The following is a 25225-nucleotide window of genomic DNA, read 5'->3' on the forward strand; positions in this document are numbered from 1 at the left end:
TACTCCGCCTATATACCTTGCTTGTGAGCAGTGTACTTAGCCCGCGCGGGCAAACCAACGCCCGGCTTCATTGCTGACCCGGCCTTCCAGCTCCAGTTCGGTCAGCTGCGCCAACACGTCGGCCAGCGGCAGCTCGCTGCAGTGGGCCAGGCTTTCGCTGGTTTGTGGCGCAGCATGCAGCAGGGCGAGAAGAGGATGGTCGAATTTATCCACAACCGCAGGCGGCAGGTTCTGCCAGCCCTGCAGGCTTTCCAGTATCTGCTCCACGCTCTCCACCAACAGCGCGCCGTCACGGATCAACTGGTGGCAGCCTTTGGCCCCGGGGTGGTGGATGGAGCCCGGTATGGCATACACCTCGCGGCCTTGCTCGGCAGCCAGGCGTGCGGTGATCAGCGAACCACTGGCCAGGCTTGCCTCGACCACCAGCACGCCCAGCGACAGGCCACTGATGATGCGATTGCGCCGCGGGAAGTTGCCAGGTAGCGGCCCAGCATCCAGCGGGTACTCGGAAACCAGCGCGCTACCGTTGTCGATCATCGCTTGCGCAAGCGAAGTGTGGCGCTGTGGATAAAGTTTTTGCAACCCCGTACCGAGCACGCCAATCGTGCCCCCGCCAGCCTGCATTGCGGCCCGATGAGCGGCACCGTCGATGCCCACGGCCAAGCCGCTGGTAATGGTGAAACCGGCCTGCGCCAGGTAGCGGGAAAATGCCGCAGCGGTGTCGAGCGCCGGTGGTGAAGCACGCCTGCTGCCCACAATTGCCAGTTGTGGGCGCTCGAGCAAGGCCGGGTCTCCAGCTACGAAAAGCAGTGGAGGGGCATCGTCGATTTCCGCCAATAGTGGCGGGTAGCCAGGGCCGTCCCACATCAGCAAATGCTGGCCCTGACGCTCTAGCCAGGCCATTGCGGCCAGTGCACCCTCACGAACTTCGGCACTGCGCCGGGCATCGATGGTGGCCTGGGGTATGCCCAATGCGCGCCAGGCGCCGGCGGGTGCACACAGTGCCGAAGAGGCACTGCCAAAAGCCTCAAGCAAGGTGTTAAAGCGACGCAATCCCGTCTCCGGCAGCCGGTGCAGGCGTAATCGGGCCTCCAGTTCGGCAGGCGGAAGAGGCGACGAATGGTAGGTCTGCATGGGGATCATCCTTGATCGAAACGGGGCCATCGACGTGGCACAAACTGTGGATAACTTTGTTGATAACGCTTTGACAACCTGTCCATCGAATGGGCAATAAGCTGGCCCTGAAAACCCTAGACGAGCTTTCCCAGGTGCTGAAATCCTCGTTTCCCTTTATTATGTGTGCTCAGTTTTCAACCGAACGCACAGTGACTGCCTGACCTTATGGCCATCTTGAACATTCTCGAATTCCCGGACCCGCGCCTGCGCACCATCGCCAAGCCGGTGACGGTGTTCGACGACGCCCTGCGTCAGCTGATCGACGACATGTTTGAAACCATGTACGAAGCCCCTGGCATCGGCCTGGCCGCCACCCAGGTCAACGTGCACCAGCAGGTCGTGGTCATGGACCTCAGTGAAGACCGCAGCGAGCCGCGTGTCTTCATCAACCCTACGGTCGAAGAGCTGACCCATGACATGGGCCAGTACCAGGAAGGCTGCCTGTCGGTACCTGGCTTCTACGAGAACGTCGACCGCCCGTTGCGTGTGCGGGTGAAGGCCCAGGACCGCGACGGCAAGCCTTACGAGCTGGAGTGCGAAGGCCTGCTGGCGGTGTGCGTGCAGCATGAGTTCGATCACCTCAACGGCAAGCTGTTCGTCGACTACCTGTCGCAGCTCAAGCGCGACCGGATCAAGAAGAAGCTGGAAAAGCAGCACCGCCAGCAAGCCTGATCCCCACCTTCCAGAAGGCTTGCTCCGGCAAGCCTTTTTCTTTTTTGAAGCGAGAACTCCATGCGCATCGTCTTTGCAGGCACTCCAGAGTTTGCCGCCGAACACCTCAAGGCCCTGCTCGACAGCCCGTACGAGATCGTGGCCGTCTACACCCAGCCCGACCGCCCCGCTGGCCGTGGCCAGAAGCTGATGCCGAGCCCGGTCAAGCAACTGGCTGTGGCCCATGACATCCCGGTGTTCCAACCGCCGACCCTGCGCAACGCCGAAGCCCAGGCCGAACTTGCGGCGCTGAAGCCGGACCTGATGGTAGTGGTCGCCTACGGCCTGATCCTGCCGCAGGTGGTGCTGGATATCCCGCGCCTGGGCTGTATCAACAGCCATGCTTCCCTGCTGCCCCGCTGGCGCGGTGCCGCACCGATCCAGCGCGCCGTGGAAGCCGGCGACGCCGAGAGCGGTGTGACCGTGATGCGTATGGAAGCGGGCCTGGACACCGGCCCGATGCTGCTCAAGGTGGTCACGCCAATCAGCGCCGAAGACACCGGCGGCAGCCTGCACGACCGCTTGGCGGAGATGGGCCCGCCCGCAGTCGTCCAGGCCATCGCCGGCCTGGCCGATGGTTCGCTGCAGGGTGAAGTGCAGGACGATGCCCTGGCCACCTATGCGCACAAGCTGAACAAGGACGAAGCGCGCATCGATTGGAGCCGCCCGGCCGTCGAGCTGGAACGCCTGATCCGTGCCTTCAACCCGTGGCCGGTGTGCCACAGCACCCTCGATGGCGAAAGCGTGAAAGTGCTGGCCGCCAACTTGTCCACAGCGATAGGCACCCCGGGTGAGATCCTCTCCGCTAGCAAGGACGGCCTGGTGGTCGCCTGCGGTGACCAGGCGCTGAGCCTGACCCGCCTGCAACTGCCCGGCGGCAAGCCGCTGAACTTCAGCGACCTGTTCAACAGCCGTCGCGAGAAATTCGCCAGCGGCAAGGTGCTGGGCCAATGAACCCACGCCTCGCCGCCGCCCGTGCCCTTGCCGCTGTACTCAGTGGCAAGGCCTCGCTGAACAGTTCGCTGCCAGCGCAACTGGACAAGGTCGATGAGCGCGACCGCGGCCTGACCCAGGACCTGGCGTTCGGTACCGCGCGCTGGCAACCACGCCTCGACCTGCTGGCGGCGCAGCTGCTGCAGAAGCCGTTCAAGGCCGCCGATGCCGATGTGCAGGCGTTGCTGCTGGTCGGCCTGTACCAGCTGTTCTACAGCCGTATCCCGGCCCACGCGGCCATTGGCGAGACCGTTGGCTGTGCCGACAAGCTGAAGAAGCCGTGGGCCAAGGGCCTGCTCAATGCCGTGCTGCGCCGCGCCCAACGCGAAGGCGAAGAATTGCTGGCCGGCATGGAGCGCGACCCGGTGGTACGCACTGCCCACCCGCGCTGGCTGCAGAAGTCGCTCAAGGCCTTCTGGCCGGAGCAGTGGGAGGCCATCTGCGCCGCCAACAACGCCCACCCGCCGATGATCCTGCGGGTCAACCGTCGCCACCACAGCCGCGATGCCTACCTGGCACTGCTGGCCGAGGCAGGTGTTGGCGCCAGCGCCTGCCAGTACAGCCGTGACGGTATCGTGTTGGCCGAAGCCTGCGACGTGCGCGGCCTACCAGGCTTTGCCGAAGGCTGGGTGAGCGTGCAGGACGAAGCCGCGCAGCTGTCCGCCGACCTGCTGGAACTGGCCCCCGGCCAGCGCGTGCTCGACGCCTGCTGTGCACCGGGTGGCAAGACCTGCCACCTGCTGGAAGCCGAAACCGGCCTGGCCCACGTGGTGGCCATCGACCTCGAAGCCAAGCGCCTGACCCGCGTGCGCGAGAACCTCGACCGCCTGCAACTGGACGCCGAGCTGATCGCCTGCGATGCCCGCGACACCGCCAGCTGGTGGGACGGCAAGCCGTTCCAGCGCATTCTGCTCGATGCCCCCTGTTCGGCCACCGGCGTGATCCGCCGCCACCCTGACATCAAGCTGACCCGTCAGGCCGACGACATCCCGGCCCTGGCCACGCTGCAAGGTGAGCTGCTCGATGCCCTGTGGCCGACCCTGGAAGTGGGCGGCATGCTGCTATACGCCACCTGCTCCAGCCTGCCGACCGAGAACACCGAAGTGATCGATGCCTTCCTTGCCCGCACCCCGGGCGCCCGTGAGCTGGACCTGGCCACCGAAGCCGGCCTGCGCCAGCCCCACGGCCGCCAGTTGTTGGCACAGGAAGGCGGCCACGACGGTTTCTACTATGCCAAGCTGATCAAGATCGCCGCCTCGCGCGGATAAAAACAAAAGGTAGGGAGTAGCGGATGAAGATCATCATCCTCGGCGCAGGACAGGTAGGCGGTACGCTGGCGGAGCACCTGGCCAGCGAAGCCAACGACATCACCGTGGTCGACACTGACGGCGACCGCCTGCGCGACCTGGGCGACCGCCTGGACATCCGCACCGTGCAAGGCCGCGGCTCGCTGCCTACGGTGCTGCGCCAGGCCGGTGCCGACGACGCCGACATGCTGGTGGCGGTAACCAACAGCGACGAAACCAACATGGTCGCCTGCCAGGTGGCCTATTCGCTTTTCCACACCCCGACCAAGATTGCCCGGGTGCGCGAGTCGGCCTACCTGACCCGCGAAGAGCTGTTCGACAACGACCATATCCCGGTCGACGTACTGATCAGCCCCGAGCAGGTGGTGACCAACTACATCAAGCGCCTGATCGAGCACCCAGGCTCGCTGCAGGTGATCGACTTCGCAGAAGGCAAGGCCCAGCTGGTGGCAGTGAAGGCGTACTACGGTGGCCCGCTGGTAGGCCAGCAACTGCGCCAGATCCGCGCGCACATGCCCAACGTCGACACCCGCGTGGCGGCCATCTTCCGCCGCGACCGCCCGATCACCCCGCGGGGCGACACGGTGATCGAAGCAGACGACGAAGTGTTCTTCATCGCCGCGAAGAAGGACATCCGCGCGGTGATGGGTGAGCTGCGCCGTATCGACGAAACCAACAAGCGTGTGGTCATCGCCGGTGGCGGGCAAATCGGCGAACGCCTGGCCGAGGCCATCGAAAGCCGCTACCAGGTGAAGATCATCGAGATGAGTCCGGCCCGTTGCCGACACCTCTCCGACACCCTGGAAAGCACCGTGGTGCTGCAGGGCAGCGCCTCGGACAAGGACCTGATGCTGGAGGAGAACATCGCCGACGCCGACATCTTCCTGGCCCTGACCAACGACGACGAGGCCAACATCATGTCGTCGCTGCTGGCCAAGCGCCTGGGCGCCCGCAAGGTGATGACCATCATCAACAACCCGGCCTATGTCGACCTGGTGCAGGGTGGCGACATCGACATTGCCATCAGCCCACAGTTGGCCACCATCGGCACCCTGCTGGCGCACGTGCGCCGGGGCGACATCGTCAGCGTACACTCGCTGCGCCGCGGCGCGGCCGAGGCTATCGAAGCGGTGGCGCACGGGGATTCGAAGTCGAGCAAGGTGGTCGGCAAGGCGATCGAAGACATCGCCCTGCCACCGGGCACCACCATCGGCGCGATCATTCGTGACGAAGAGGTGATGATTGCCCACGACGACACCATGATCGAATCGGGCGACCATGTGATCCTGTTCGTTGTGGATAAAAAGCATATTCGGGATGTGGAGAAGCTGTTCCACGTCGGCTTGAGTTTCTTCTAGGAGCACAGGGCATGCGCGAATCGCTGGAGAAGATGCTGGCCAAGGGTGTGGATAACCCGTTGTTGAGGTTCGGCCTGGGCAAGGCCTGGCTGGACGAAGGCAATGGTGCTGAAGCGGCGTTGCATCTGGCACGGTGCGTGGAACAGGACCCGAAGTACTCGGCGGCGTGGAAGCTGCTGGGCAAGGCGCATCAGCTGCAGGGTGACCTGGCGGCGGCGCGCAAGGCCTGGGAGGAGGGGATCGTGGCCGCGCAGGCCCATGGGGACAAGCAGGCCGAGAAAGAGATGACCGTGTTTCTGAAGAAACTCAACAAGACATCAGGTTAACGCAGTCCCTGTGGGAGCGGGTTCACCCGCGAATGCGATGTTGGATTCACCGACGCATTCGCGGGTAAACCCGCTCCCACAGGGGACAGTGAAAATCTCAGTACCAGCGCGCCTCGCCAGCCGGGCGCTTCTTGAAGCGCTTCATGCTCCACATGTACTGGCTCGGGTACTCGCGCACATAGCGCTCGACCACCTTGCTCATCGCCGCTGCCGACACGGTCACGTCGGTGCTGTACATCTCTTCCGGCGCCGCCTCCAGAAACACCTTGAAGCCCGAGCCGTCAGGCAACCGCAGGGCATGCAGGAACACCCCAACCGCCTTGCCCCCGGCCAGCATGTTCGGAACGAACTTGCTGGTCAGCGCCTGGGTACCCAGGAACGGCACGAACACCCCCGCCGACTCCGCCGGCTCCGGGTCGGCAGGAATACCCACCTGGCCACCACGGCGCACTTCCTTGATCACGCTGAGGATGCCTTCCTTGGTCGAAGGCGCCACGCGGTTGCCCATCTGCACCCGCTGCTCGCGCAGCAGGTCATCCACCGCCTTCAGCTTCGGCGGGCGATAGAAGATGATCGGTTTGCACTGGTTGCAGTAGAAGTGGTTCAGCACTTCCCAGTTACCCAGGTGGCTGGTGATGCCGACCACGCCCTTGCCCGAGGCCAGGGCCTGCTCCAGCACTTCCAGGCCGTGCACTTCCTTGACCAGCTCCAGCGAGCGCTGCGGCGGCCAGATCCAGGCACAGGCACTTTCGACGAAGGATTTACCGATATCCTTCAACGCGCGGCCCACCAGCTGCTCGCGCTCGGCCGGGTCCATCTCCGGGAAGCACTTGGCGAGGTTGATGCGCACGACATTGCGCGAGCCGTTGGGGATCTTCCACATCAGCCAGCCGATACCGGCGCCGACGCGCTGCACAGCGCCCCAGGGCAGCTTGGCAAACAGACGCAGCACCCCGACCATCAGGGCGCCCTTGAACTTTTCCACAGGCGAATTCCTTATTTCAGCAAGGCGCGCATTGTAACCCCTCAGCGCAACAAGGCGGCGTAGCGATCGCAATCGGTGGTGTGGTCCATGACCATGCCGGTGGCCTGCATGAAGGCATAGCAGATGGTCGGGCCAACGAACGTGAAGCCGGCTTTCTGCAGGGCTTTGCTCATCGCCTTGGCTTCATCGGTAACCGCTGGCACCTCGCTGCGGCCAGTGAAGTGGTTGATCTTCGGCGCACCACCGACGAATGACCAGAGCCAGTCGGCGGGGTTGTCCACAGCCAGCCAGGCCTGGGCATTACGCCTGGCAGCCTTGAGCTTGAGGCGGTTGCGGATGATGCCGGCATCCTGCATCAGCTCCTCGATGCGTTCGTCGCTCATGACGGCGAGTTTCACCGGATCGAAGCCGTGCATCACCTCGCGATAACGCTCGCGTTTACGCAATACGGTGATCCACGAAAGCCCCGCCTGGAACCCTTCGAGCAAAAGCATCTCGAACAGCAACGCCGGGTCACGCTGGGGCGTTCCCCATTCCTGGTCATGGTAGGCCTGGTACAACGGATCGTCGGTACACCAAAAGCAGCGTGGCATAAGGCTCCAATGAGTAGAGGGCGAGGCGAATCAGGTTATACTCCCGCTCTTTACATCCGCATCCCCAGATACAGGTGAATTTCGTGAGCCAGCCTACGCCAGCCGTGCGTACCTTCCAAGACCTGATCCTCGCCCTGCAGAACTACTGGGCCGAGCAAGGTTGTGTGGTGCTTCAGCCCTACGATATGGAAGTAGGCGCCGGCACTTTCCACACCGCTACATTCCTGCGCGCCGTGGGTCCAGAAACCTGGAACGCCGCCTATGTGCAGCCTAGCCGTCGCCCTGCCGACGGGCGGTATGGCGAAAACCCCAACCGCCTGCAGCACTACTACCAGTTCCAGGTGGTACTGAAGCCCAACCCGGCCAACTTCCAGGAGCTGTACCTCGGCTCGCTGAAAGCCATCGGCCTGGACCCGCTGGTCCACGACATTCGCTTCGTCGAAGACAACTGGGAATCGCCGACCCTCGGCGCCTGGGGCCTGGGCTGGGAAATCTGGCTCAACGGCATGGAAGTCACCCAGTTCACCTACTTCCAGCAGGTAGGCGGCATCGAGTGCTACCCAGTCACTGGTGAAATCACCTACGGCCTGGAGCGCCTGGCCATGTACATCCAGGGCGTCGACTCGGTGTACGACCTGGTGTGGGCCGACGGCCCGTTCGGCAAGGTCACCTACGGCGACGTGTTCCACCAGAACGAGGTGGAGCAGTCGACCTACAACTTCGAGCACGCCAACGTCGACAAGCTGTTCGAGCTGTTCGACTTCTACGAAAGCGAAGCCAACCGCCTGATCAAGCTTGAGCTGCCGCTGCCGACCTATGAAATGGTCCTGAAGGCCTCGCACACCTTCAACCTGCTGGACGCCCGCCGCGCCATCTCGGTAACCGAGCGCCAGCGCTACATCCTGCGTGTACGTACCCTGGCCCGGGACGTGGCGCAAAGCTATCTGCAAGCCCGCGCACGCCTGGGCTTCCCGATGGCCACCCCTGAACTGCGTGACGAAGTGTTGGCTAAGCTGGAGGCTGCACAATGAGTGCTCAAGATTTCCTGGTAGAACTGGGCACCGAGGAGCTGCCACCGAAGGCCCTCGCCAGCCTTGGCGAAGCCTTCCTGGCGGGTATCGAGAAGGGCCTGCAGGCCGCTGGCCTGAACTACACCGGCAAGCAGGTTTACGCCGCGCCGCGCCGCTTGGCCGTGCTGATCCGCCAGCTCGACGTGCAACAGCCTGACCGCAGCATCAATATCGACGGCCCGCCCCTGCAGGCTGCTTTCAAAGACGGCGAGCCGACCCAGGCTGCCTTGGGCTTTGCCAAGAAATGCGGTGTGGAGCTGTCGGAAATCGACCAGAGCGGCCCCAAGCTGCGCTTCTCCCAGCACATCCCGGGCAAGGCCACCACCGGCCTGCTGCCGACCATCGTCGAAGATTCGCTCAACGACCTGCCGATCCCCAAGCGCATGCGCTGGGCGGCCAGCCGTGAAGAGTTCGTGCGCCCGACCCAATGGCTGGTGATGCTGCTGGGCGACCAAGTGGTCGACTGCACCATCCTGTCGCAGAAGGCAGGCCGTGAATCCCGTGGCCACCGCTTCCACCACCCGGAAAACGTGGTCATCACCACCCCGGCCAACTACGTCGAAGACCTGCGCAAAGCCTACGTGCTGGCCGACTTCGCCGAGCGCCGGGAGCTGATCAGCAAGCGTACCGCCGAACTGGCCATGCAGCAGGAAGGCAGCGCCATCGTGCCGCCGGCGCTGCTGGACGAAGTGACCGCCCTGGTCGAGTGGCCAGTGCCGCTGGTGTGCTCGTTCGAGGAGCGCTTCCTCGAAGTGCCGCAGGAAGCCCTGATCACCACCATGCAGGACAACCAGAAGTACTTCTGCCTGCTGGACAGCGAAGGCAAGCTGCTGCCGCGCTTCATCACCGTGGCCAACGTCGAGAGCCGCGACCCGAAGCAGATCGTGCAAGGTAACGAGAAGGTCGTACGCCCACGCCTGACCGACGCCGAGTTCTTCTTCAAGCAGGACAAGAAGCAGCCGCTGGAAACCTTCAACGAGCGCCTGAAGAACGTGGTGTTCCAGGCTCAGCTGGGTACCGTGTACGACAAGGCCGAGCGCGTCTCCAAGCTGGCCGCCTTCATCGCCCCGCTGATCGGCGGCGACGCCCAGCGCGCCGGCCGCGCCGGCCTGCTGTCGAAGTGCGACCTGGCCACCGAGATGGTCGGCGAATTCCCTGAGATGCAGGGTGTGGCCGGTTACTACTACGCGCTCAACGACGGTGAGCCGGAAGACGTGGCCCTGGCCCTGAACGAGCAGTACATGCCGCGCGGTGCTGGCGCCGAGCTGCCGCAGACCCTCACCGGTGCTGCGGTGGCCATCGCCGACAAGCTCGACACCCTGGTCGGCATCTTCGGCATCGGCATGCTGCCTACCGGCAGCAAGGACCCGTACGCCCTGCGCCGTGCCGCCTTGGGCGTGCTGCGTATCCTGATCGAGAAACAGCTGGACCTGGACCTGACCGGTGCGGTCGAGTTCGCGGTCAAGCAGTTCGGCGCCAAGGTCAAGGCCGCCGGCCTGGCCGAACAGGTGCTGGAGTTCATCTTCGACCGCCTGCGTGCGCGTTACGAAGACGAAGGCATCGACGTGGCCACCTACCTGTCGGTCCGTGCCCTGCAGCCAGGTTCTGCCTTGGACTTCGACCAGCGCGTGCAGGCTGTACAAGCCTTCCGCAAGCTGCCGGAAGCCGAGGCCCTGGCCGCGGTGAACAAGCGCGTGTCGAACCTGCTGAGCAAGGCCGAAGGCGCCATCGCCGATCACGTCGAGCCGAAGTACTTCGACAACGCCAACGAGTTCTCCCTGTACTCGGCCATCCAGCAGGCCGACCAGGCCGTGCAACCGATGGCTGCTGCACGCCAGTACAGCGAATCGCTGGCCCGCCTGGCGGCCCTGCGTGACCCGGTCGACGCCTTCTTCGAGGCGGTGATGGTCAACGCCGAGGATGCCAAGGTACGCGCCAACCGTTATGCCCTGCTCAGCCGCCTGCGCGGCCTGTTCCTGGGCGTGGCCGACATTTCGCTGCTGGGGTAAGCCTTGAAACTGCTGATTCTCGACCGTGACGGAGTAATCAACTACGACTCCGACGCCTACATCAAGACGCTGGACGAGTGGGTGCCGATCCCTGGCTCGGTCGATGCGATCGCGCAGTTGAGCAAGGCGGGCTGGACGGTGGCCGTGGCCACCAACCAGTCCGGCATTGCCCGTGGCTACTATGCGCTGACTACCCTCGAGGCCATGCACGCGCGCCTGCGCGCGCTGGTGGCCGAGCAGGGTGGCGAAGTGGGCCACATCGTGTATTGCCCGCACGGGCCGGACGAAGGCTGCGATTGCCGCAAGCCCAAGCCTGGCATGCTGCGGGCGATCGCCGAGCATTACCAGGTCGGCCTGGAAGGCGTCTGGTTCGTTGGCGACAGCAAAGGTGACCTGGAGGCCGCCCTGGCCGTCGGTGCACAACCCGTGTTGGTGAAAACCGGCAAGGGCGAGCGGACCCTGGAAAAAGGCGTCCCGGAAACTACACTGATTTTCGACGATCTGGCAGCTATCGCCAGAGAACTAATTTAAACAGTGCGCCTTCGGGCGCATTTTTCTCAGGCGGGCATGCCCCGCAATGGTACAAGCCACTATGTCGATCCTGCAGGCGATCAGAATCTTTCTTTTTTACCTGCTGCTGGGCACCAGTTCGCTGCTGTGGTGCTCGCTGAGCTTCTTCGTTGCGCCGTTCCTGTCGTTCCCCAAGCGCTACAAGTTCATCAACGTGTACTGGTGCCGTTGCGCGTTGTTCCTGGTGCGCACCATCCTGGGTATCGACTACAAGATCACTGGCGCCGAGAACGTGCCTGATGAGCCTTGCGTGATCCTGTCCAACCACCAGAGCACCTGGGAAACCTTCTTCCTTTCCCAGTATTTCTCGCCGCTGAGCCAGGTGCTCAAGCGCGAGTTGCTGTATGTGCCGTTCTTCGGTTGGGCCATGGCCATGCTGCGGCCGATCGCGATCAACCGAGATAACCCCAAGGAGGCCCTGCGCCAGGTAGCCAGCAAGGGTGACGAGCTGCTCAAGCAGAAGACCTGGGTGCTGATCTTCCCGGAAGGCACCCGCGTGCCATTCGGCACCATGGGCAAGTTCTCCCGTGGCGGTACCGCGCTGGCAGTGAATGCCGGCCTGCCGGTGCTGCCGATTGCCCATAACGCCGGCAAGTTCTGGCCCAAGACCGGCTGGGGCAAGCGCGCGGGCACAATCGAGGTGGTGATTGGCGAGCCGATGTACGCCAACGGCACCGGGCCACGGGCCATTGCCGAGCTCAACGACCGCGCTGCGGCGTGGAACGAAGCGACCCAGCGGGCCATGGGTTCGCTGCCGCCAGCAGAGGAAAAACCCCAGGAACAGATGGCCTGACCGTCTGTGGATAACTTGTGAACTGTTTTTGGATTAAAAGCCTGAAGTGATCGCTAAGTGTTTGAATTAGCTGTTTATTTCTGTGTATGACATTTTTCTGAAAATCGTGCATAAGTTTTTTGGGGCATAAGAAAACCGGCTTTTACAGCCGGTTTTTTATTGCCTCATGCGGGCGTGTAGAAACGGCCCGTTGCAACCGTCAGATCTTGTCGATATCCACATCCCTGGTTTCTTTCAGGCAGAAGATCCCCACCACCAGGCTGACCCCGGTCACCACCACCGGGTACCACAGCCCATAGAAGATATCCCCGGTGTACACCACCAGCGCGAACGACACCGTTGGCAGGAAGCCACCGAACCAGCCGTTGCCAATGTGGTAGGGCAGTGACATGGAGGTGTAGCGGATGCGAGTGGGGAACAGCTCGACCATCACCGCCGCCAGCGGGCCATAGGTCATGGTCGCGATCAGGATCATCGCCACGATCAGCACCACCACCATCACTTGGTTGACCTGCCCAGGGTCGGCCTTGGCCGGGTAGCCGGCCTGTTCCACCGCAGCACGCATGGCCGCTTCGTCGAAGCCGTTGATGGTCTTGTCACCGATGTTGACCACCACATCGCTGCCGGCCACATCCACAGAGCTGTACGGTAGGCCCTGCTTGACCAGGAAGGTCTTGACCTTGTCGCACGGGCTGTCGAAACGCGCCTTGCCTACCGGGTCGAACTGGAAAGTACAGCCTCTCGGGTCGGCAGTGACCACGATCGGCGCCTGGCGGCTGGCCGCGTCGATCTGTGGGTTGGCGTAGTGGCTCAGCGCCTTGAACAGCGGGAAGTACAGCACCGTGGCCAGCAGCAGGCCGAGCATCAGGATCGGCTTGCGGCCAATCCGGTCGGACAACCAGCCGAAGAACACGAAGAATGGCGCACCAATGACAACGCTGATGATCAGCAGGGTGTTGGCCTGGGCCGGGTCCATCTTCAGCATCTGGGTCATGAAGAACAGCACGTAGAACTGCGCCGTGTAGAAGGTCACGGCCTGCCCGGCGTTGATGCTGAACAGGGCGGTGAGCACCACTTTCAGGTTCGGCCAGGAGGTGAACGACTCACGGATCGGCGACTTGCTGACCTTGCCCTGAGCCTTCATTTTCACGAAGGCCGGCGACTCGTGCATGCTCATGCGGATCCAGGTGGAAATCGCCAGCAGCACGATCGACAACAGGAACGGCAGGCGCCAGCCCCAGGTTTCGAACTGGTCGCCACTGATATAGCGGCTGCCCAGCACCACCACCAGCGACAACAACAGGCCAAGGGTGGCGGTGGACTGAATGAAACCCGTGTGGAAACCGCGCTTGCCGGGCGGCGCATGCTCGGCCACATAGGTGGCCGCACCGCCGTATTCACCACCCAGCGCCAGCCCCTGCAGCATGCGCAGGACCACCAGGATGATCGGTGCCGCGATGCCGATGCTGGCGTAGGTGGGCAACAACCCCACCGCGAAGGTGGACAGGCCCATCAGCACGATGGTGACCAGGAAGGTGTACTTGCGCCCGATCATGTCGCCCAGCCGGCCGAACACCAGCGCACCGAACGGCCGCACCAGGAAGCCGGCGGCAAAGGCCATGAGGGCGAAGATGAAGGCGGTGGTGTCGTTCACGCCAGCGAAGAACTGCTTGCTGATGACCGCTGCCAGCGCACCATAGAGAAAAAAGTCATACCACTCGAAAACTGTCCCGAGGGATGACGCGAAAATGATCTTGCGTTCTTCACGACGGCTGGAGCTGCTGGCCGCCGCACCCTGCTCTTGGATGTAATCCGACATCGTTGCTGTCCTCGGCCCGCAGGCCACAGTGATTATTCTTGTTGTTCCACTGTCGGCAGCTTCTGACCGCCAGCTGCCGGTACTGCACGCACCCGGGGTCAGGGCGTCGGTATCGCGTCTTCGTTCAGATAGGTCTGGGTAGCAGCTCCTTTGAGGATCAGTTGCGCCGCCTTCTCGGCGATCATCAGGGTGGGTGAACAAGTATTGCCGGAGGTGATCTGCGGCATGATCGAGGCGTCCGCCACGCGCAGGCCAGGGATGCCGTGTACGCGCAACTGGTTATCCACAACGTCCAGTTCGCCATTGCCCATGCGGCAGGTGCCTACCGGGTGGAAGATGGTGGTGCCGATCTTGCCGGCGGCTTCGAACAGCTCTTCTTCGGTTTGCAGGGCTGGGCCCGGCAGGTATTCCTTGGGGTCGAACGCAGCGAGGGCAGGGGCCTGAACGATACGCCGGGTAAGGCGAATGGAATCGGCGGCGACGCGCAGGTCCTGGGGGTCGCTGAGGTAGTTGGGGTCGATCAGCGGCGTGCTGTTCATGTCGCTGCTGCGGATATCGATACGCCCGCGGCTGGCCGGGCGCAGGTTGCACACCGAGGCGGTAAAGGCCGGGAACGTGTGCAGTGGTTCGCCGAATCGCTCAAGTGACAGCGGCTGCACGTGGTACTGCAGGTTGGCGGTGGCCTGCTCCGGGCTTGAACGCACGAATGCACCCAGCTGGCTCGGGGCCATGGCCAGCGGGCCACTGCGGTCATAGAGGTAGCGCAGGCCCATGCCCATCTTGCCCCACAGGCTGTTGGCCATCTGGTTCAGGGTACGGGAATTGCGGATCTGGTAGATCAGGCGCAGCTGCAGGTGATCCTGCAGGTTGCCGCCAACACCGGGCATGTCGTGACGCACGCCAATGCCCAGGCTTTCCAATAACTGCCGCGGGCCGATGCCGGAGCGCTGCAGGATACCGGGAGAGCCCACAGCACCCGCACAGAGGATGATCTCGCGACGTGCCGCAAACTCGTGCCAGGCACCCTGCCAGAACGCCTTTACCGCCCGTGCACGGGTGTTGTTGAGCAGCACCTGGTCAACCTGAACGCCGGTCAGCACGGTGAGGTTGGGGCGATCCTTGATCGGCCGTAGAAAAGCCTTGGAAGCGTTCCAGCGCACACCGCTGCGCTGGTTGACCTGGAAATATCCACAGCCCTGGTTGTCGCCGGTATTGAAGTCCTCGACCTTGCCGATGCCGCTTTGCTCGGCGGCATCACGGAAGGCATCGAGGATCGGCCAGCTATAGCGCTGGCGCTCGACCCGCCATTCGCCATCACCACCGTGGTGCTCGCTGGCGCCGGCAAAGTGGCTTTCGCTGGCCTTGAACAGCGGCAGTACGTCCTTCCAGGCCCAGCCGTCGTTGCCTTGCTCGGCCCATCGGTCGTAGTCGGCGGCCTGGCCGCGCATGTAGATCATGCCGTTGATCGAGGAGCAGCCACCCAGCACCTTGCCGCGTGGATAGCCCAGCGCACGACCGCCCAGGCCGGGCTGCGCCTCGGTCTTGAAGCACCAGTCGGTGCGCGGGTTGCCGATGCAATAGAGGTAACCGACGGGGATATGGATCCAGGGATAGTTGTCGCGCCCACCCGCTTCCAGCAGCAGCACTCGGCAGGAAGGATCGGCGGACAAACGATTGGCCAACAGGCAACCGGCGGGACCGGCACCTACGACCACGTAGTCGAAGACAGAATCGGCTGATGGCATGTGCAACCTCGGGCCTGATTATTATTCTTGTCCCGATCCATCTTAGTGAGTAATTTCGTGGAGGAAACACGAGATTTCGCGCAGCCGCTGTGCGTTTTAGCACAGTGGTAAGTCTGTGCTGGCCTCTTCGCGGGCACGCCCGCTCCCACAAGGTAACGCGATCCCTGTGGGAGCGGGCGTGCCCGCGAAGAGGCCGGAACGAACTGCCAAAAAGGATCAGCATGTTCGACTGGAACGATCTGCGGTTTTTCCTCGAGTTGCAGCGCAGCGGCCGCCTGCTTACCGCCGCCAAGCGCCTCAACACCACCCACAGCACCGTGGCCCGGCACATCGAGAGCATCGAGCAGAGCCTGGGGACTGCGCTGTTCGTGCAGCATGCCCAGGGCTATGAACTGACCCCCTCGGGCCAGGCCCTGCTCAAGCACGCCGAAGCCATGGAAAACGTCGCCCTGCTGGCGCAGGAAGAAATCACCCAGGCCATCACGCCGCTGGGCAAGATTCGCCTGGGGGTGACCGAAGGCATCGGCATCATGTTCTTCACCCCGCGCATGAATGCGCTGTTCGACCGCTACCCCGGCCTGGAAGTGGAGCTGGTGGCAGTGCCGCGCTTCGTCAGCATCCTCAACCGCGAGGCGGAGATCAGCATCCACCTGGAGCGGCCCAACGCCGACCTGCTGATCACCCGCAAACTCACCGACTATCGCCTGGCCCTGTACGCCAGCCAGGACTACCTGGATCGCGCGCCCCCGCTGCGCAACCGCGAGGACCTGGCCCGGCACAGCTGGATCGGCTACGTCGACGACTTGCTGTTCAGCCAGGAACTGCTGTTTCTCAACAGCTTCTGTCGGGCCCCCAACGTGGTGTTTCGCAGCACCAGCGTGATCGCCCAGCAAACCGCCGCCCGCGCCGGGTTGGGCATCGCCGTACTGCCCAACTACATGGCCCGCCACGACTCGACGCTGGTGCGCGTGCTGCCTGGCGAAACCATCCAGCGCAGCTACTGGATCTGCACCCGCCGCGAACTGCACAAGTCAGTGCGCCTGCGGGTAGTGTGGGACTACCTGCTGGCGCTGTGCGCGGCAGAACAGAGCGAGCTGCTAGCCCAGTAGCGCCTTGCCGGACAGCAGCAGGGCCGCAGCCCAACCGGCCACGGCAAACATCTGCTGCAAGCGCGGCCCGGCCAGCCTGGCCGCCAATGGCCGCGCCAGCAGCAGGCCGAGCACCGCACCGACGGCGAACGGGGCGCCAACCTGCCAGTGCATGACCCCTGCGAGGCTGGCGCTGACCACACTGCCGGTGGACACCAGCGCGATCACCGCCAGCGAAGTGGAGACGATGCTGGCCATCCGCAGGTTGGTGTAGCGGTTAAGGGCCGGGATGATGACAAAGCCACCGCCCACGCCCAGCAGGCCGGACAGCAGCCCTGACAATGCGCCGGTAAAGGCCAGGGCGCGCGCGCAGGGCAGGGTCCAGCGCAAACGGCCCTGCAGCGGGTTCAGCACGCAGGGTTCGATGTAGCGATGGGCATCATTGGCTTCGCCGCGCAGTTCCTTGGCCGCCTTGCGCCAGATACGCAGGCAGGCATACACCAACACCCCGGCGAACACCAACTGCAGTGGCGTGTTCGGCAGGCGGTGCGCCAGCGTCAGCCCGAACGGCGCCGCTGCCACACCGATCAATGCGATGAACAGCGCCGCCCGGTAGCGCACCAGGCCCTGCCGCAAGCCCAGCACAGCACCCACCGCTGCCGCGATGCCTACGGCCAGCAGGCCGACCGGTGCCGCCTCGACCATCGACAGCCCCAGGCCGAACACCAGCAAAGGCACTGCGAGAATGCCACCGCCGGCACCGGTCAATGCCAGCACGGCACCGATGATCGCGCCCAGGCCCGCTCCCAGTATTTGATGTTCGATCACTGCCGACCCTCGGCTACCAACGGCTGTGGCCGTGCCAACCACTCGCGGCCCTTGAGCATGCCTTTCCAGTACAAGGGTGGCAGCACCTGCGCCTTGAGCAACCAGGCCAGACGTGTCGGTTTACGACCATCCAATAGCCAGTTGGGGAAGCTCGGTGCCAGCTTGCCTCCATAGGTGAACTCGGCCAGCACGATCTTGCCGCGCTCGACGGTGAGCGGGCACGATCCATAACCATCGTACTGGGCCATGGTAGGCAGCCTGCCCAGGGCCACCAGTACATTGTTGGCCACGACCGGAGCCTGCTTGCGTGCAGCGGCGGCGGTCTTGGCATTGCTGGTATTGGCCACGTCCCCAAGGGCATGGACATTGGTGAAGTGGCGATGGCGCAGGGTATGCGGATCGACATCGACCCAGCCGGCGCTGTCGGCCAAGGGACTTTCACGAATGAAGTCCGGTGCCACCTGCGGCGGTACTACATGCAGCATGTCGAAGGCCTCGATACGCGTTTCGTTGCTGCCATCGGCCAATGTGCGCACGAAGGTGGCGCGCTTGTTCGGACCGTCCACGGCGACTAGGCGGTGGGAAAAATTGAGGTCCACGGCGTACTTTTCGATGTACTTCATCAATGCGGGCACGTAGTCCGCCACACCGAACAATACTGCGCCGGCATTGAAGAAACTGGCTTTCACAGCCCCCAGGTGACCATGCCGCAGCCAGTGGTCGCAAGACAGGTACAGCGCCTTCTGCGGCGCGCCTGCGCACTTGATCGGCATGGGCGGCTGGCAAAACAGGGCTCGGCCTTGCTTGAGCTTCTGTACCAGTTCCCAGGTGTAGGGCGCCAGGTCGTAGCGGTAGTTGGAGGTGACGCCGTTGAGGCCCAAGGTCTCGCTGAGGCCATCAATGGCCGCCCAATCCAGTTTGAGGCCGGGGCAGACCACCAACTGTTCATAACTGATGGCGCGGCCGCCTTCGAGGAGGACCAGTTGGCCCAGCGGGTCGAACCCCTGCACGCGTGCCTTTATCCAGCGCACGCCGCACGGAATGGTCGAGGCCATGGTGCGGGCAGTGCTTGGCGCCTTGAACACACCGGCACCGACCATGGTCCAGCCGGGCTGGTAGTAGTGCACTTCGGCGGGGTCGATCAAGGTCACATCCAGCGACGGGTCACGGCTGATCAAGCTGGAAGCGGTGGCGATTCCGGCGGCGCCGGCACCGACGATGACCACTTTGTGGTGGTCGGTATTGGCAGGGGACAACAAGGCAGGCATGGCGGTAAATCCTGTAAATCTGGTTATGGGGCAGGGCGGTCACAGCTTGTTCAGCGGAATCTTCAGGTAGCTCACACCGTTATCTTCCGGCGCGGGGAACTGGCCGCTGCGCATGTTCACCTGCACCGAAGGCAGGATCAGCACGGGCATGTCGAGGGTCTTGTCGCGGGCTTCACGCATGGCGACGAAGCTGTCCTCATCGATGCCCTGGTGGATATGAATATTGTTGGCGCGCTGCTCGGCCACGGTGGTGACGTACTGCATGTCACGGCCACCTGGCAGGTAGTCGTGGCACATGAACAGCCGGGTCTGGTCGGGGAAGGCCAGCAGGCGACGGATCGAGCGGTACAGGGTACGGGCATCGGCCCCAGGGAAGTCGCAACGGGCGGTACCGTAGTCGGGCATGAACAGGGTGTCGCCGACGAACACCGCTATCTCGCCGGCGTCCTCGATCATGAAGCTCATGCACGCAGGCGTGTGCCCCGGGGTGTGCAACGCGCGGGCATGCAGGTTGCCAATGCGGAAACCTTCCTCGTCCTCGAACAACACATCGAACTGGCTGCCATCGCGGGCGAAGCCAGGCTCGGCGTTGAACAGGGCACCGAACACTTTCTGTACCTGGGTGATGTGCGCGCCGATGGCGGTATGGCCGCCGAGCTTTTCCTTCAAATAGGCCGCTGCCGAAAGGTGGTCGGCATGCACATGGGTTTCCAGCACCCACTGCACGTCAGCTCGCAGCTCCTTTACCCGGTTAATCAACTGGTCCGCCGAAGCAGTGCAGGTACGCCCCGACTTGGGGTCATAGTCCAGGACACTGTCGATCAACGCACACTTGCGCGTTTCGCCGTCCATGACCAGGTAGCTGATGGTCGAGGTCGCCTTGTCGTAAAAGGCGTCCACGTGCAGGTTGTTGCCGATGATCATCGCGTTCTCCAATTTATCCGCCCAGCCTTGTACAGGCGTAGGCAGTGCCAGGAGGTTTATCAAGATGCATGCCAGGCATTTTCCTGCGCTTGGGCCAATGAAACCGGCCCGTTGCTGACAATTGCCGACGACAGTGGCAGCGCAGATGGCAGTCGACTGTCAGCCAATGGCAGTGTTTGGCAGTCCTTGTTACCCTGCGCCGGTCATCCAATCGGTGCCGTCATGCCTGAAGCCCATCCCCTCATCCTAGCTTTGGTTTCCTATCTTGAGCACGATGCCCTGCCAACCATCGTGCTGGATACCGACTACAACATCCTGGCGGCCAACGCTGCCTATCGCCGCCAGTTCGGTCGCCACGAGCAGGCGCCGCTGGGCGAGAAATGCCACAAGGTCTCGCACCACTACGCCGTGCCTTGCGACCAGGCCGGCGAGCATTGCCCGATGCGCAAGGCGTGGCACAGCAAGGCACCGGAGCGGGTTTTGCACATTCATCACACGCCACGCGGCCCCGAGCATGTGGATGTAGAGCTGCGGCCGATCCTGGATGAACAGGGCAGGGTGGTGGCCTTTGTCGAACGCCTGACCAGCATCACCCTCGCGTCGGCGCAGCCTCAGGAACAAGGGCTGGTCGGCCGCGCGCCAGCATTCAAAGCGGCCCTGGCCAGCCTGCAACGTGCGGCACCGGCGCAGATCCCGGTGTTGCTACAGGGTGAGTCGGGTACCGGCAAGGAACTGTTCGCCCGTGCGGTGCACATGGGCAGCCCCAGGGCCAACGGCCCATTGGTGGTGGTCGACTGTACCGGCCTGACCGAGTCGTTGTTCGAGAGCGAATTGTTCGGCTACGAGAAGGGCGCGTTCACCGGCGCCAATCAGCGCAAGATCGGCCTGGCTGAAGCGGCGCATGGCGGCACTCTGTTCCTCGATGAAATTGGCGAGGTACCGCTGGCGATGCAGGTGAAGCTGCTGCGCCTGATCGAGTCCGGCAGCTTCCGCCCGGTGGGTAGCCTGCGCACGGTGCATTCGGATTTTCGCCTGGTGTCGGCAACCCATAAACCGCTCAGGCAAATGGTCGCGGACGGCACCTTCCGCGAAGACCTGTATTACCGCATCAGCGGCTTCCCGATCCGTCTGCCGGCGTTGCGCGAACGCGTAGAGGACCTGCCCTTGCTCGCCCAGAGCCTGCTGCAGCGCATGGCAGGCAAGCCGACGCCCAGGCTGAGCGACGAAGCTTTGCAGCAGCTTGGGCTGCATCCATTCCCGGGCAACATTCGCGAACTGCGCAACATTCTGGAAAGGGCGCGCTTGTTTGCCGATGACGGGCTGATCCGGCCCGAGCATTTGCCGGAGGATATCGGCCCAGCGGGGGCGATCAAGACAGGTGGCCGGCGCAATCACCTGGGTGAGCTGGCGCAGGCACTGGAACAGTTCAAGGGCTCGCGCAGTGAACTGGCCCGTCACCTTGGCCTGAGCGAGCGCACCCTATATCGCCGGTTGAAGGAGCTTGGCCTGAATTGACGCGTTGGCTGTGCTGGCCGTATCGCCGGCAAGCCAGCTCCCACAGGTACAGTACAGGCCCCGAATACGGCGCAATACCCGCTCCCATAGTGATGGCGCTTCACGGACCTTTACCGGACCTTTACCTCTGTCCTGACATTAAGCGGGAATGATTGTGGTCTGATCAGTTAACCGAACCTGGCAACCAGTCAGCTCCCGCCAGGCGTCAACATGCAGAGGACCGCAAAATGAAGAAAACCCTGACCGTGATCTGCGCCGCGCTCATGCTCAGCGCCCCCTTGGCCAGTTTCGCGCAGCCAGGCCCACCTGACCGGCATGATGGCGGCCCATCGCACCAGGGCAACCCACCGCATGGTCAGCCACAGTACCAAGGCCGACATGACAATGGCCGCGGTCCCGCCTACCGCGACCCGAACTTCCGCCCACAACAGGGCATGCCGGTTCCGCATCAGCAGTGGCAGCGTGGCCATGTGGTTGACCCGCATTATCGTGGCGACCGTTACTGGGTGACCGACTGGAAAGCACGCCACCTGTATGCGCCACCGCGTGATCACCGTTGGTTGTATGTGAACGGGGACTATGTGCTGGTGGCTATTGCCAGTGGTGTGATCGTCAACGTCCTCAGCGGTTACTGAATACCTGTTCCACGTGGAACGTTGAATCGTTGTCGGAGCGACTCTACCAACCCTTGCGTGCAGTCCCACCATGGGACTACACTACCAAACATGAAGATCATCGCCATCAGCCAGTTGAAAGCCTTTTGGGAAACCTACCCAAACGCTGAACAACCACTACGCGCATGGGTCGACGAAGCCAGGAAAGCGACATGGACGAGTCCTGATACCATCAAGAGCCAGTACCGTAACGCAAGCATCCTGAAAGGCAGACGCGTCGTCTTCAATATCAAAGGGAACGATTACAGGCTGGTGGTAGCCGTTGCCTACCGCTTTGGAGCGGTCTACATCAAGTTTGTCGGAACGCACGAGGAGTACGACAAAATCGACGCAAACACTGTGGAGATGGAGTGACTATCAATGAACATCCGCCCAATCCGCACCGACTACGACTACCGGGCAGCACTCAAGGAGATCTCTCCGCTGTTCGAGAATGAGCCAGAACCTGGCACACCCGAGGGAGACGCTTTTGAAGTCATGATCACCTTGATCGAGGCTTACGAGAGCAAGCATTTTCCGGTGGAGCTGCCAGACCCGATCGAGGCCATCAAGTTTCGTATGGAACAGTCCGGCCTAACCGCTGCCGATCTGGCTCCTGCCATAGGTAAGACAAACCGGGTCTATGAAGTGCTAAATCGTAAGCGTTCATTGACGCTGCCAATGATTTGGAAATTGCACGAAATGTTTGGCATTCCGGCTGAAAGCCTGATCAAACCAATGAAGACAGCTTGAAGCCAGCTGTCCACACTATTTGTGGAAGAGCGAATAAGCCTTGGAGGAATAGGGAAAGGTCACTAGCCTAAGAACCCGCTTCCCAAAGCCAACTATCATGGTCCCACTCCACTCGGCGCAGTTCCTCAACAACGTCATCTGAAAAATCGCCGAAGGTCTCCTCCCGGCACACCGAGAGACCGCGCCCATACAAACGATGGATGGCTTCCACTTGAGGGGCTACGCCGCTATCAACAATCACCAAGTACGGCAATTGGCGTAGATTAGGCGGCACTAGAGAAGTTTCATAGTGGCCAGACTGTCCGTCAGCCGATACCCCATCATCTTGTAGCCTATTTTTCGCTTCTCCCACATTCGCATTAATGCGACGTTGCCCTCATCAACAAAATCGATGACTTGTACATCAGTCTTGGCGGTGTGCGTTCGATGCAATCGACCAGTGTATTGCTGGAGGATTCCCCGCCAGGAAATGGGCATAGCCAGCACGAGTGTATCCAATGCAGGATGATCAAAGCCCTCACCAATCAGTTTTCCCGTAGCAAGGAGGACTCGAGGCGTGTCTTCAGACAAGGATTCAAGCTCTCCAAGACGGGATAATCGCTGCTTCTTGGGCATTCTTCCATGAAGGGTAAAGAGGTTTTCAATATACGCCTTCAGTGCCTGCTCTAAGGCATCCACATGCTCCGTGCGTTGCGTCAACACTAGTACTTTTCTACCTTGCTCATAGGCTGAGCGGATCTCTGAAACGATCTGCGCAGTACGCCCCGGGTCGTCGGCAAGTCTTTTGAAGACCTCTTGTATTCCCGCACCATCAGATACAGGAACCGGACCACTAAGCATCCGAGGAGTGACTGACAAATCGTGGGGGGCATTTTCTGGTCGTGCCGCAGTATGCCGAATGGGACCGCACTGCATGAAAATAATTGGCTGCTGTCCGTCTCGGCGGATGGGTGTAGCAGTCAGACCAAGCACATAGCGCGCGGGGGCGCTTCGTAGTAATGCTTCAAAGGAGACCGCAGAGAGGTGATGACACTCATCCACAATAATCTGACCGTAATTTTTGATCAGGTCACTGATTTCACCTTTCCGCGAAAGTGACTGCATCACAGCGATATCAATCAGCCCGGTTGTCTTAGGCTTTCCACCGCCAATCGTACCGACTACCTCCTTTCCTACGCCCAAGAAGGTCTGTAATCGGGCTTGCCACTGCCGAAGCAGTTCCGTGCGATGCACAAGTACCAGAGTGTTAACTCTACGCCTGGCAATTAGAGCAGCGGCGGTTACTGTTTTACCAAACGCCGTTGGGGCGCAAAGTACTCCTGTGTCATGCGGAATCAGTGCAAGGATTGCCGCGTCCTGATCTGGACGTAATGCACCCAAGAATTTGACCTCGAGGGCAGCGCCAGCAAAGCGTTCATCCTGAAGTTGCGGAGTGATCTTGTGGTCTTTTAAGAGATCCTCTACCGCATCCCAACAGCCGCGAGGAATCCCAATATGCAGAGGGAAATTTTGAGCGCAGCCAATGACTCTGGGTTTATTCCAAACCGATAGCCGCATTGCCTGCGCCTTGTAAAAATCAGGGTTTTGAAAAGCCGCAAGCCGAATGAGCTGGTTAGCCAATGGCTGGGGTAGCTGTGACTTCTCAAAATAAATCAGGTTAGCCAGCGTAACGTTGAGGGTATCTGGTAAAGGGCATGTCAGCGACCGGGAAGTTGGCTCACGATGTTTCCAGGGTTCGGCTTCACTCTGCTCGTCAAAAAAAGCAACACCCAAAGGATCTCGATTGCCCATGGCTTGATTGATAACCGGCTGGATGCTTTCTGGACTCATCCGCCGAACAGAAGCCAGGAACCCCCATTGATCGGGATACGGTTCCAGTGAGTCGTCGACAAAAACACTGTGATTGTTTGCCCTGGCTCGCTTCTGCAGCGGCAGAGCAATCAGGTTGCCGAACCCACCCTTGGGCATAAAGTCCTGATTCGGGAAGAGCCTGTCGTACGAACTGAGTGACAGCTGTCGGATGCGCTCGCAAGCATGACTTATGATCGCGGCTCCCAAACGGCGGGCGTCACTGGCAGGCACTTTGTCTTGGAAGAAAATCCACGCGTGTGCCCCATTGCCAGAACGCGAGATTTCCAGAATTACAGGAACATCGAGAGAACGGCCAGCATGCACAAACGCCAGCGCATCCTCTCGCCAGTCAGCTTCATCGAAATCGACAGCTAGGAAGTGACACGTATCATCCGAAAGCAGCGGATAGACCCCAACCACAATAGTCCCTGAGAGGTGACGATAAATGACCTCGTCGTTCACTGGTAGGAGTTGACGCTTGCCACAATCACCGCATTTGATAAGTGGCTTTTCACAGATTCCGGGCCGCCATTCATTGGCACAGGCAGGTGCATACCCAGACTTGCCGCCTCTACTTTCCCAGCGCAACGGGTAGGTGTCGATACGTCCTTTGAACAAGCTACGGAAAAGAGCGAGTTTGCTATCAGTATCAAGGTTGGTGAGCGGCTGATTACCCAGTACCGGCATACATACAGACTCAGCTGGAAGCTGCCACTCAATGCCATGCGCCTCAAGCAAGGCTACAAGTCGCTCATTCTCTGCCCGCAATTTTGCAACCAGCGTGGAATCGCTCACTGCTTAGAAGCCTCTGTCGCTGAACAGGTTGCTAACCTAGTTACGGGTAGGCTATCAGCCTACGACGGCGGCCATCAAATGCCTTCGGGGCCTTC

Annotated in this window: 23 protein-coding genes; 14 read left to right on the forward strand and 9 right to left on the reverse strand. The window is 61.8% G+C overall.

All coding sequences use genetic code 11. From position 1 onward, the window contains the following. Positions 1-36: 36 nt before the first annotated feature. A complete protein-coding gene (gene dprA, locus IMX18_RS24200) occupies positions 37-1134 on the reverse strand; it encodes a DNA-processing protein DprA (RefSeq protein WP_217190010.1) in 1098 nt (365 codons plus the stop codon). A 207-nt stretch (positions 1135-1341) separates the two neighbouring features. On the opposite strand from dprA, the gene def reads away from it, so the two are divergent. The 5 genes from def to IMX18_RS24225 are packed head-to-tail and all read left to right on the forward strand — an operon-like array spanning position 1342 to position 5871. Continuing rightward, positions 1342-1848 carry a peptide deformylase gene (def, locus tag IMX18_RS24205; RefSeq protein ID WP_003260000.1) on the forward strand — a complete coding sequence of 169 codons (507 nt, stop codon included), beginning with the start codon at positions 1342-1344 and terminating at the stop codon, positions 1846-1848. Between the two features lie 60 nt (positions 1849-1908). Next, entirely contained in the window at positions 1909-2841 is a 933-nt protein-coding gene (fmt, locus tag IMX18_RS24210; protein WP_217190009.1) for a methionyl-tRNA formyltransferase, read from the forward strand. After that, positions 2838-4148, forward strand: coding sequence for a 16S rRNA (cytosine(967)-C(5))-methyltransferase RsmB (gene rsmB / locus IMX18_RS24215; protein ID WP_061550194.1), 1311 nt, complete (start codon positions 2838-2840; stop codon positions 4146-4148). The genes fmt and rsmB overlap by 4 nt, the downstream gene beginning before the upstream one ends. A gap of 23 nt (positions 4149-4171) precedes the next feature. Next, complete coding sequence (gene trkA / locus IMX18_RS24220; protein WP_013970264.1) at positions 4172-5545, forward strand: Trk system potassium transporter TrkA; 1374 nt, start codon at positions 4172-4174, stop codon at positions 5543-5545. Between the two features lie 11 nt (positions 5546-5556). Continuing rightward, positions 5557-5871 carry a tetratricopeptide repeat protein gene (locus tag IMX18_RS24225; protein WP_085616036.1) on the forward strand — a complete coding sequence of 105 codons (315 nt, stop codon included), beginning with the start codon at positions 5557-5559 and terminating at the stop codon, positions 5869-5871. Between the two features lie 97 nt (positions 5872-5968). Here IMX18_RS24225 and IMX18_RS24230 read toward each other — a convergent pair whose 3' ends face one another. Next, positions 5969-6856 carry a lysophospholipid acyltransferase gene (locus tag IMX18_RS24230; protein ID WP_015268436.1) on the reverse strand — a complete coding sequence of 296 codons (888 nt, stop codon included), beginning with the start codon at positions 6854-6856 and terminating at the stop codon, positions 5969-5971. Positions 6857-6897: 41 nt separating this feature from the next. After that, positions 6898-7449 (reverse strand): DNA-3-methyladenine glycosylase I, encoded by a 552-nt coding sequence (locus IMX18_RS24235; protein ID WP_003260004.1) that lies wholly within the window; start codon positions 7447-7449, stop codon positions 6898-6900. Positions 7450-7532: 83 nt separating this feature from the next. Between IMX18_RS24235 and glyQ the strand changes: the two genes are divergently transcribed. The 4 genes from glyQ to IMX18_RS24255 are packed head-to-tail and all read left to right on the forward strand — an operon-like array spanning position 7533 to position 11891. After that, complete coding sequence (gene glyQ, locus IMX18_RS24240) at positions 7533-8480, forward strand: glycine--tRNA ligase subunit alpha (protein WP_013970261.1); 948 nt, start codon at positions 7533-7535, stop codon at positions 8478-8480. Continuing rightward, a complete protein-coding gene (gene glyS / locus IMX18_RS24245; RefSeq protein WP_013970260.1) occupies positions 8477-10528 on the forward strand; it encodes a glycine--tRNA ligase subunit beta in 2052 nt (683 codons plus the stop codon). The genes glyQ and glyS overlap by 4 nt, the downstream gene beginning before the upstream one ends. Before the next feature lie 3 nt (positions 10529-10531). Next, entirely contained in the window at positions 10532-11059 is a 528-nt protein-coding gene (gene gmhB, locus IMX18_RS24250) for a D-glycero-beta-D-manno-heptose 1,7-bisphosphate 7-phosphatase (RefSeq protein WP_015268435.1), read from the forward strand. A gap of 46 nt (positions 11060-11105) precedes the next feature. Beyond that, on the forward strand, positions 11106-11891 hold the full coding sequence (locus tag IMX18_RS24255; RefSeq protein WP_025337179.1) for a lysophospholipid acyltransferase family protein: 786 nt from the start codon (positions 11106-11108) through the stop codon (positions 11889-11891). Positions 11892-12090: 199 nt separating this feature from the next. On the opposite strand, the gene IMX18_RS24260 is transcribed toward IMX18_RS24255, so the two are convergent. Together IMX18_RS24260 and IMX18_RS24265 are read right to left on the reverse strand one after the other, a co-directional pair. Further along, complete coding sequence (locus IMX18_RS24260; protein ID WP_217190008.1) at positions 12091-13710, reverse strand: MFS transporter; 1620 nt, start codon at positions 13708-13710, stop codon at positions 12091-12093. Positions 13711-13808: 98 nt separating this feature from the next. Continuing rightward, positions 13809-15455, reverse strand: coding sequence for a GMC family oxidoreductase (locus tag IMX18_RS24265; RefSeq protein ID WP_217190007.1), 1647 nt, complete (start codon positions 15453-15455; stop codon positions 13809-13811). A gap of 221 nt (positions 15456-15676) precedes the next feature. Between IMX18_RS24265 and IMX18_RS24270 the strand changes: the two genes are divergently transcribed. Beyond that, a complete protein-coding gene (locus tag IMX18_RS24270) occupies positions 15677-16564 on the forward strand; it encodes a LysR family transcriptional regulator (RefSeq protein WP_015268432.1) in 888 nt (295 codons plus the stop codon). Here the strand turns inward: IMX18_RS24270 and IMX18_RS24275 are convergent. The 3 genes from IMX18_RS24275 to IMX18_RS24285 are packed head-to-tail and all read right to left on the reverse strand — an operon-like array spanning position 16553 to position 19563. After that, on the reverse strand, positions 16553-17371 hold the full coding sequence (locus IMX18_RS24275; RefSeq protein ID WP_015268431.1) for a sulfite exporter TauE/SafE family protein: 819 nt from the start codon (positions 17369-17371) through the stop codon (positions 16553-16555). The two genes, IMX18_RS24270 and IMX18_RS24275, sit on opposite strands and share 12 nt — an antisense overlap. Further along, on the reverse strand, positions 17368-18639 hold the full coding sequence (locus IMX18_RS24280) for an NAD(P)/FAD-dependent oxidoreductase (protein ID WP_100413590.1): 1272 nt from the start codon (positions 18637-18639) through the stop codon (positions 17368-17370). The genes IMX18_RS24275 and IMX18_RS24280 overlap by 4 nt, the downstream gene beginning before the upstream one ends. 39 nt (positions 18640-18678) lie before the next feature. Further along, on the reverse strand, positions 18679-19563 hold the full coding sequence (locus IMX18_RS24285) for an MBL fold metallo-hydrolase (RefSeq protein WP_054572533.1): 885 nt from the start codon (positions 19561-19563) through the stop codon (positions 18679-18681). A gap of 222 nt (positions 19564-19785) precedes the next feature. Here IMX18_RS24285 and IMX18_RS24290 point away from each other — a divergent pair, with 222 nt between their 5' ends. The 4 genes from IMX18_RS24290 to IMX18_RS24305 all read left to right on the forward strand — a co-directional run bounded on the left by IMX18_RS24290 (position 19786) and on the right by IMX18_RS24305 (position 22484). Then, positions 19786-21078, forward strand: a complete 1293-nt coding sequence (locus tag IMX18_RS24290) for a sigma-54 interaction domain-containing protein (RefSeq protein ID WP_015268428.1) — start codon at positions 19786-19788, stop codon at positions 21076-21078. Between the two features lie 227 nt (positions 21079-21305). Next, positions 21306-21713, forward strand: a complete 408-nt coding sequence (locus tag IMX18_RS24295) for an RcnB family protein (RefSeq protein WP_015268427.1) — start codon at positions 21306-21308, stop codon at positions 21711-21713. A gap of 90 nt (positions 21714-21803) precedes the next feature. Beyond that, a complete protein-coding gene (locus IMX18_RS24300) occupies positions 21804-22106 on the forward strand; it encodes a type II toxin-antitoxin system HigB family toxin (RefSeq protein ID WP_015268426.1) in 303 nt (100 codons plus the stop codon). Between the two features lie 6 nt (positions 22107-22112). Beyond that, positions 22113-22484 carry a helix-turn-helix domain-containing protein gene (locus tag IMX18_RS24305; RefSeq protein ID WP_015268425.1) on the forward strand — a complete coding sequence of 124 codons (372 nt, stop codon included), beginning with the start codon at positions 22113-22115 and terminating at the stop codon, positions 22482-22484. 273 nt (positions 22485-22757) lie between these two features. On the opposite strand, the gene IMX18_RS24310 is transcribed toward IMX18_RS24305, so the two are convergent. Beyond that, complete coding sequence (locus IMX18_RS24310) at positions 22758-25130, reverse strand: TOTE conflict system archaeo-eukaryotic primase domain-containing protein (protein WP_217190006.1); 2373 nt, start codon at positions 25128-25130, stop codon at positions 22758-22760. Between the last annotated feature and the right edge of the window lie 95 nt (positions 25131-25225).

This window comes from Pseudomonas shirazica, assembly GCF_015168335.1.
In the GTDB taxonomy this organism is placed as follows: Bacteria; Pseudomonadota; Gammaproteobacteria; order Pseudomonadales; family Pseudomonadaceae; genus Aquipseudomonas; species Aquipseudomonas asiatica.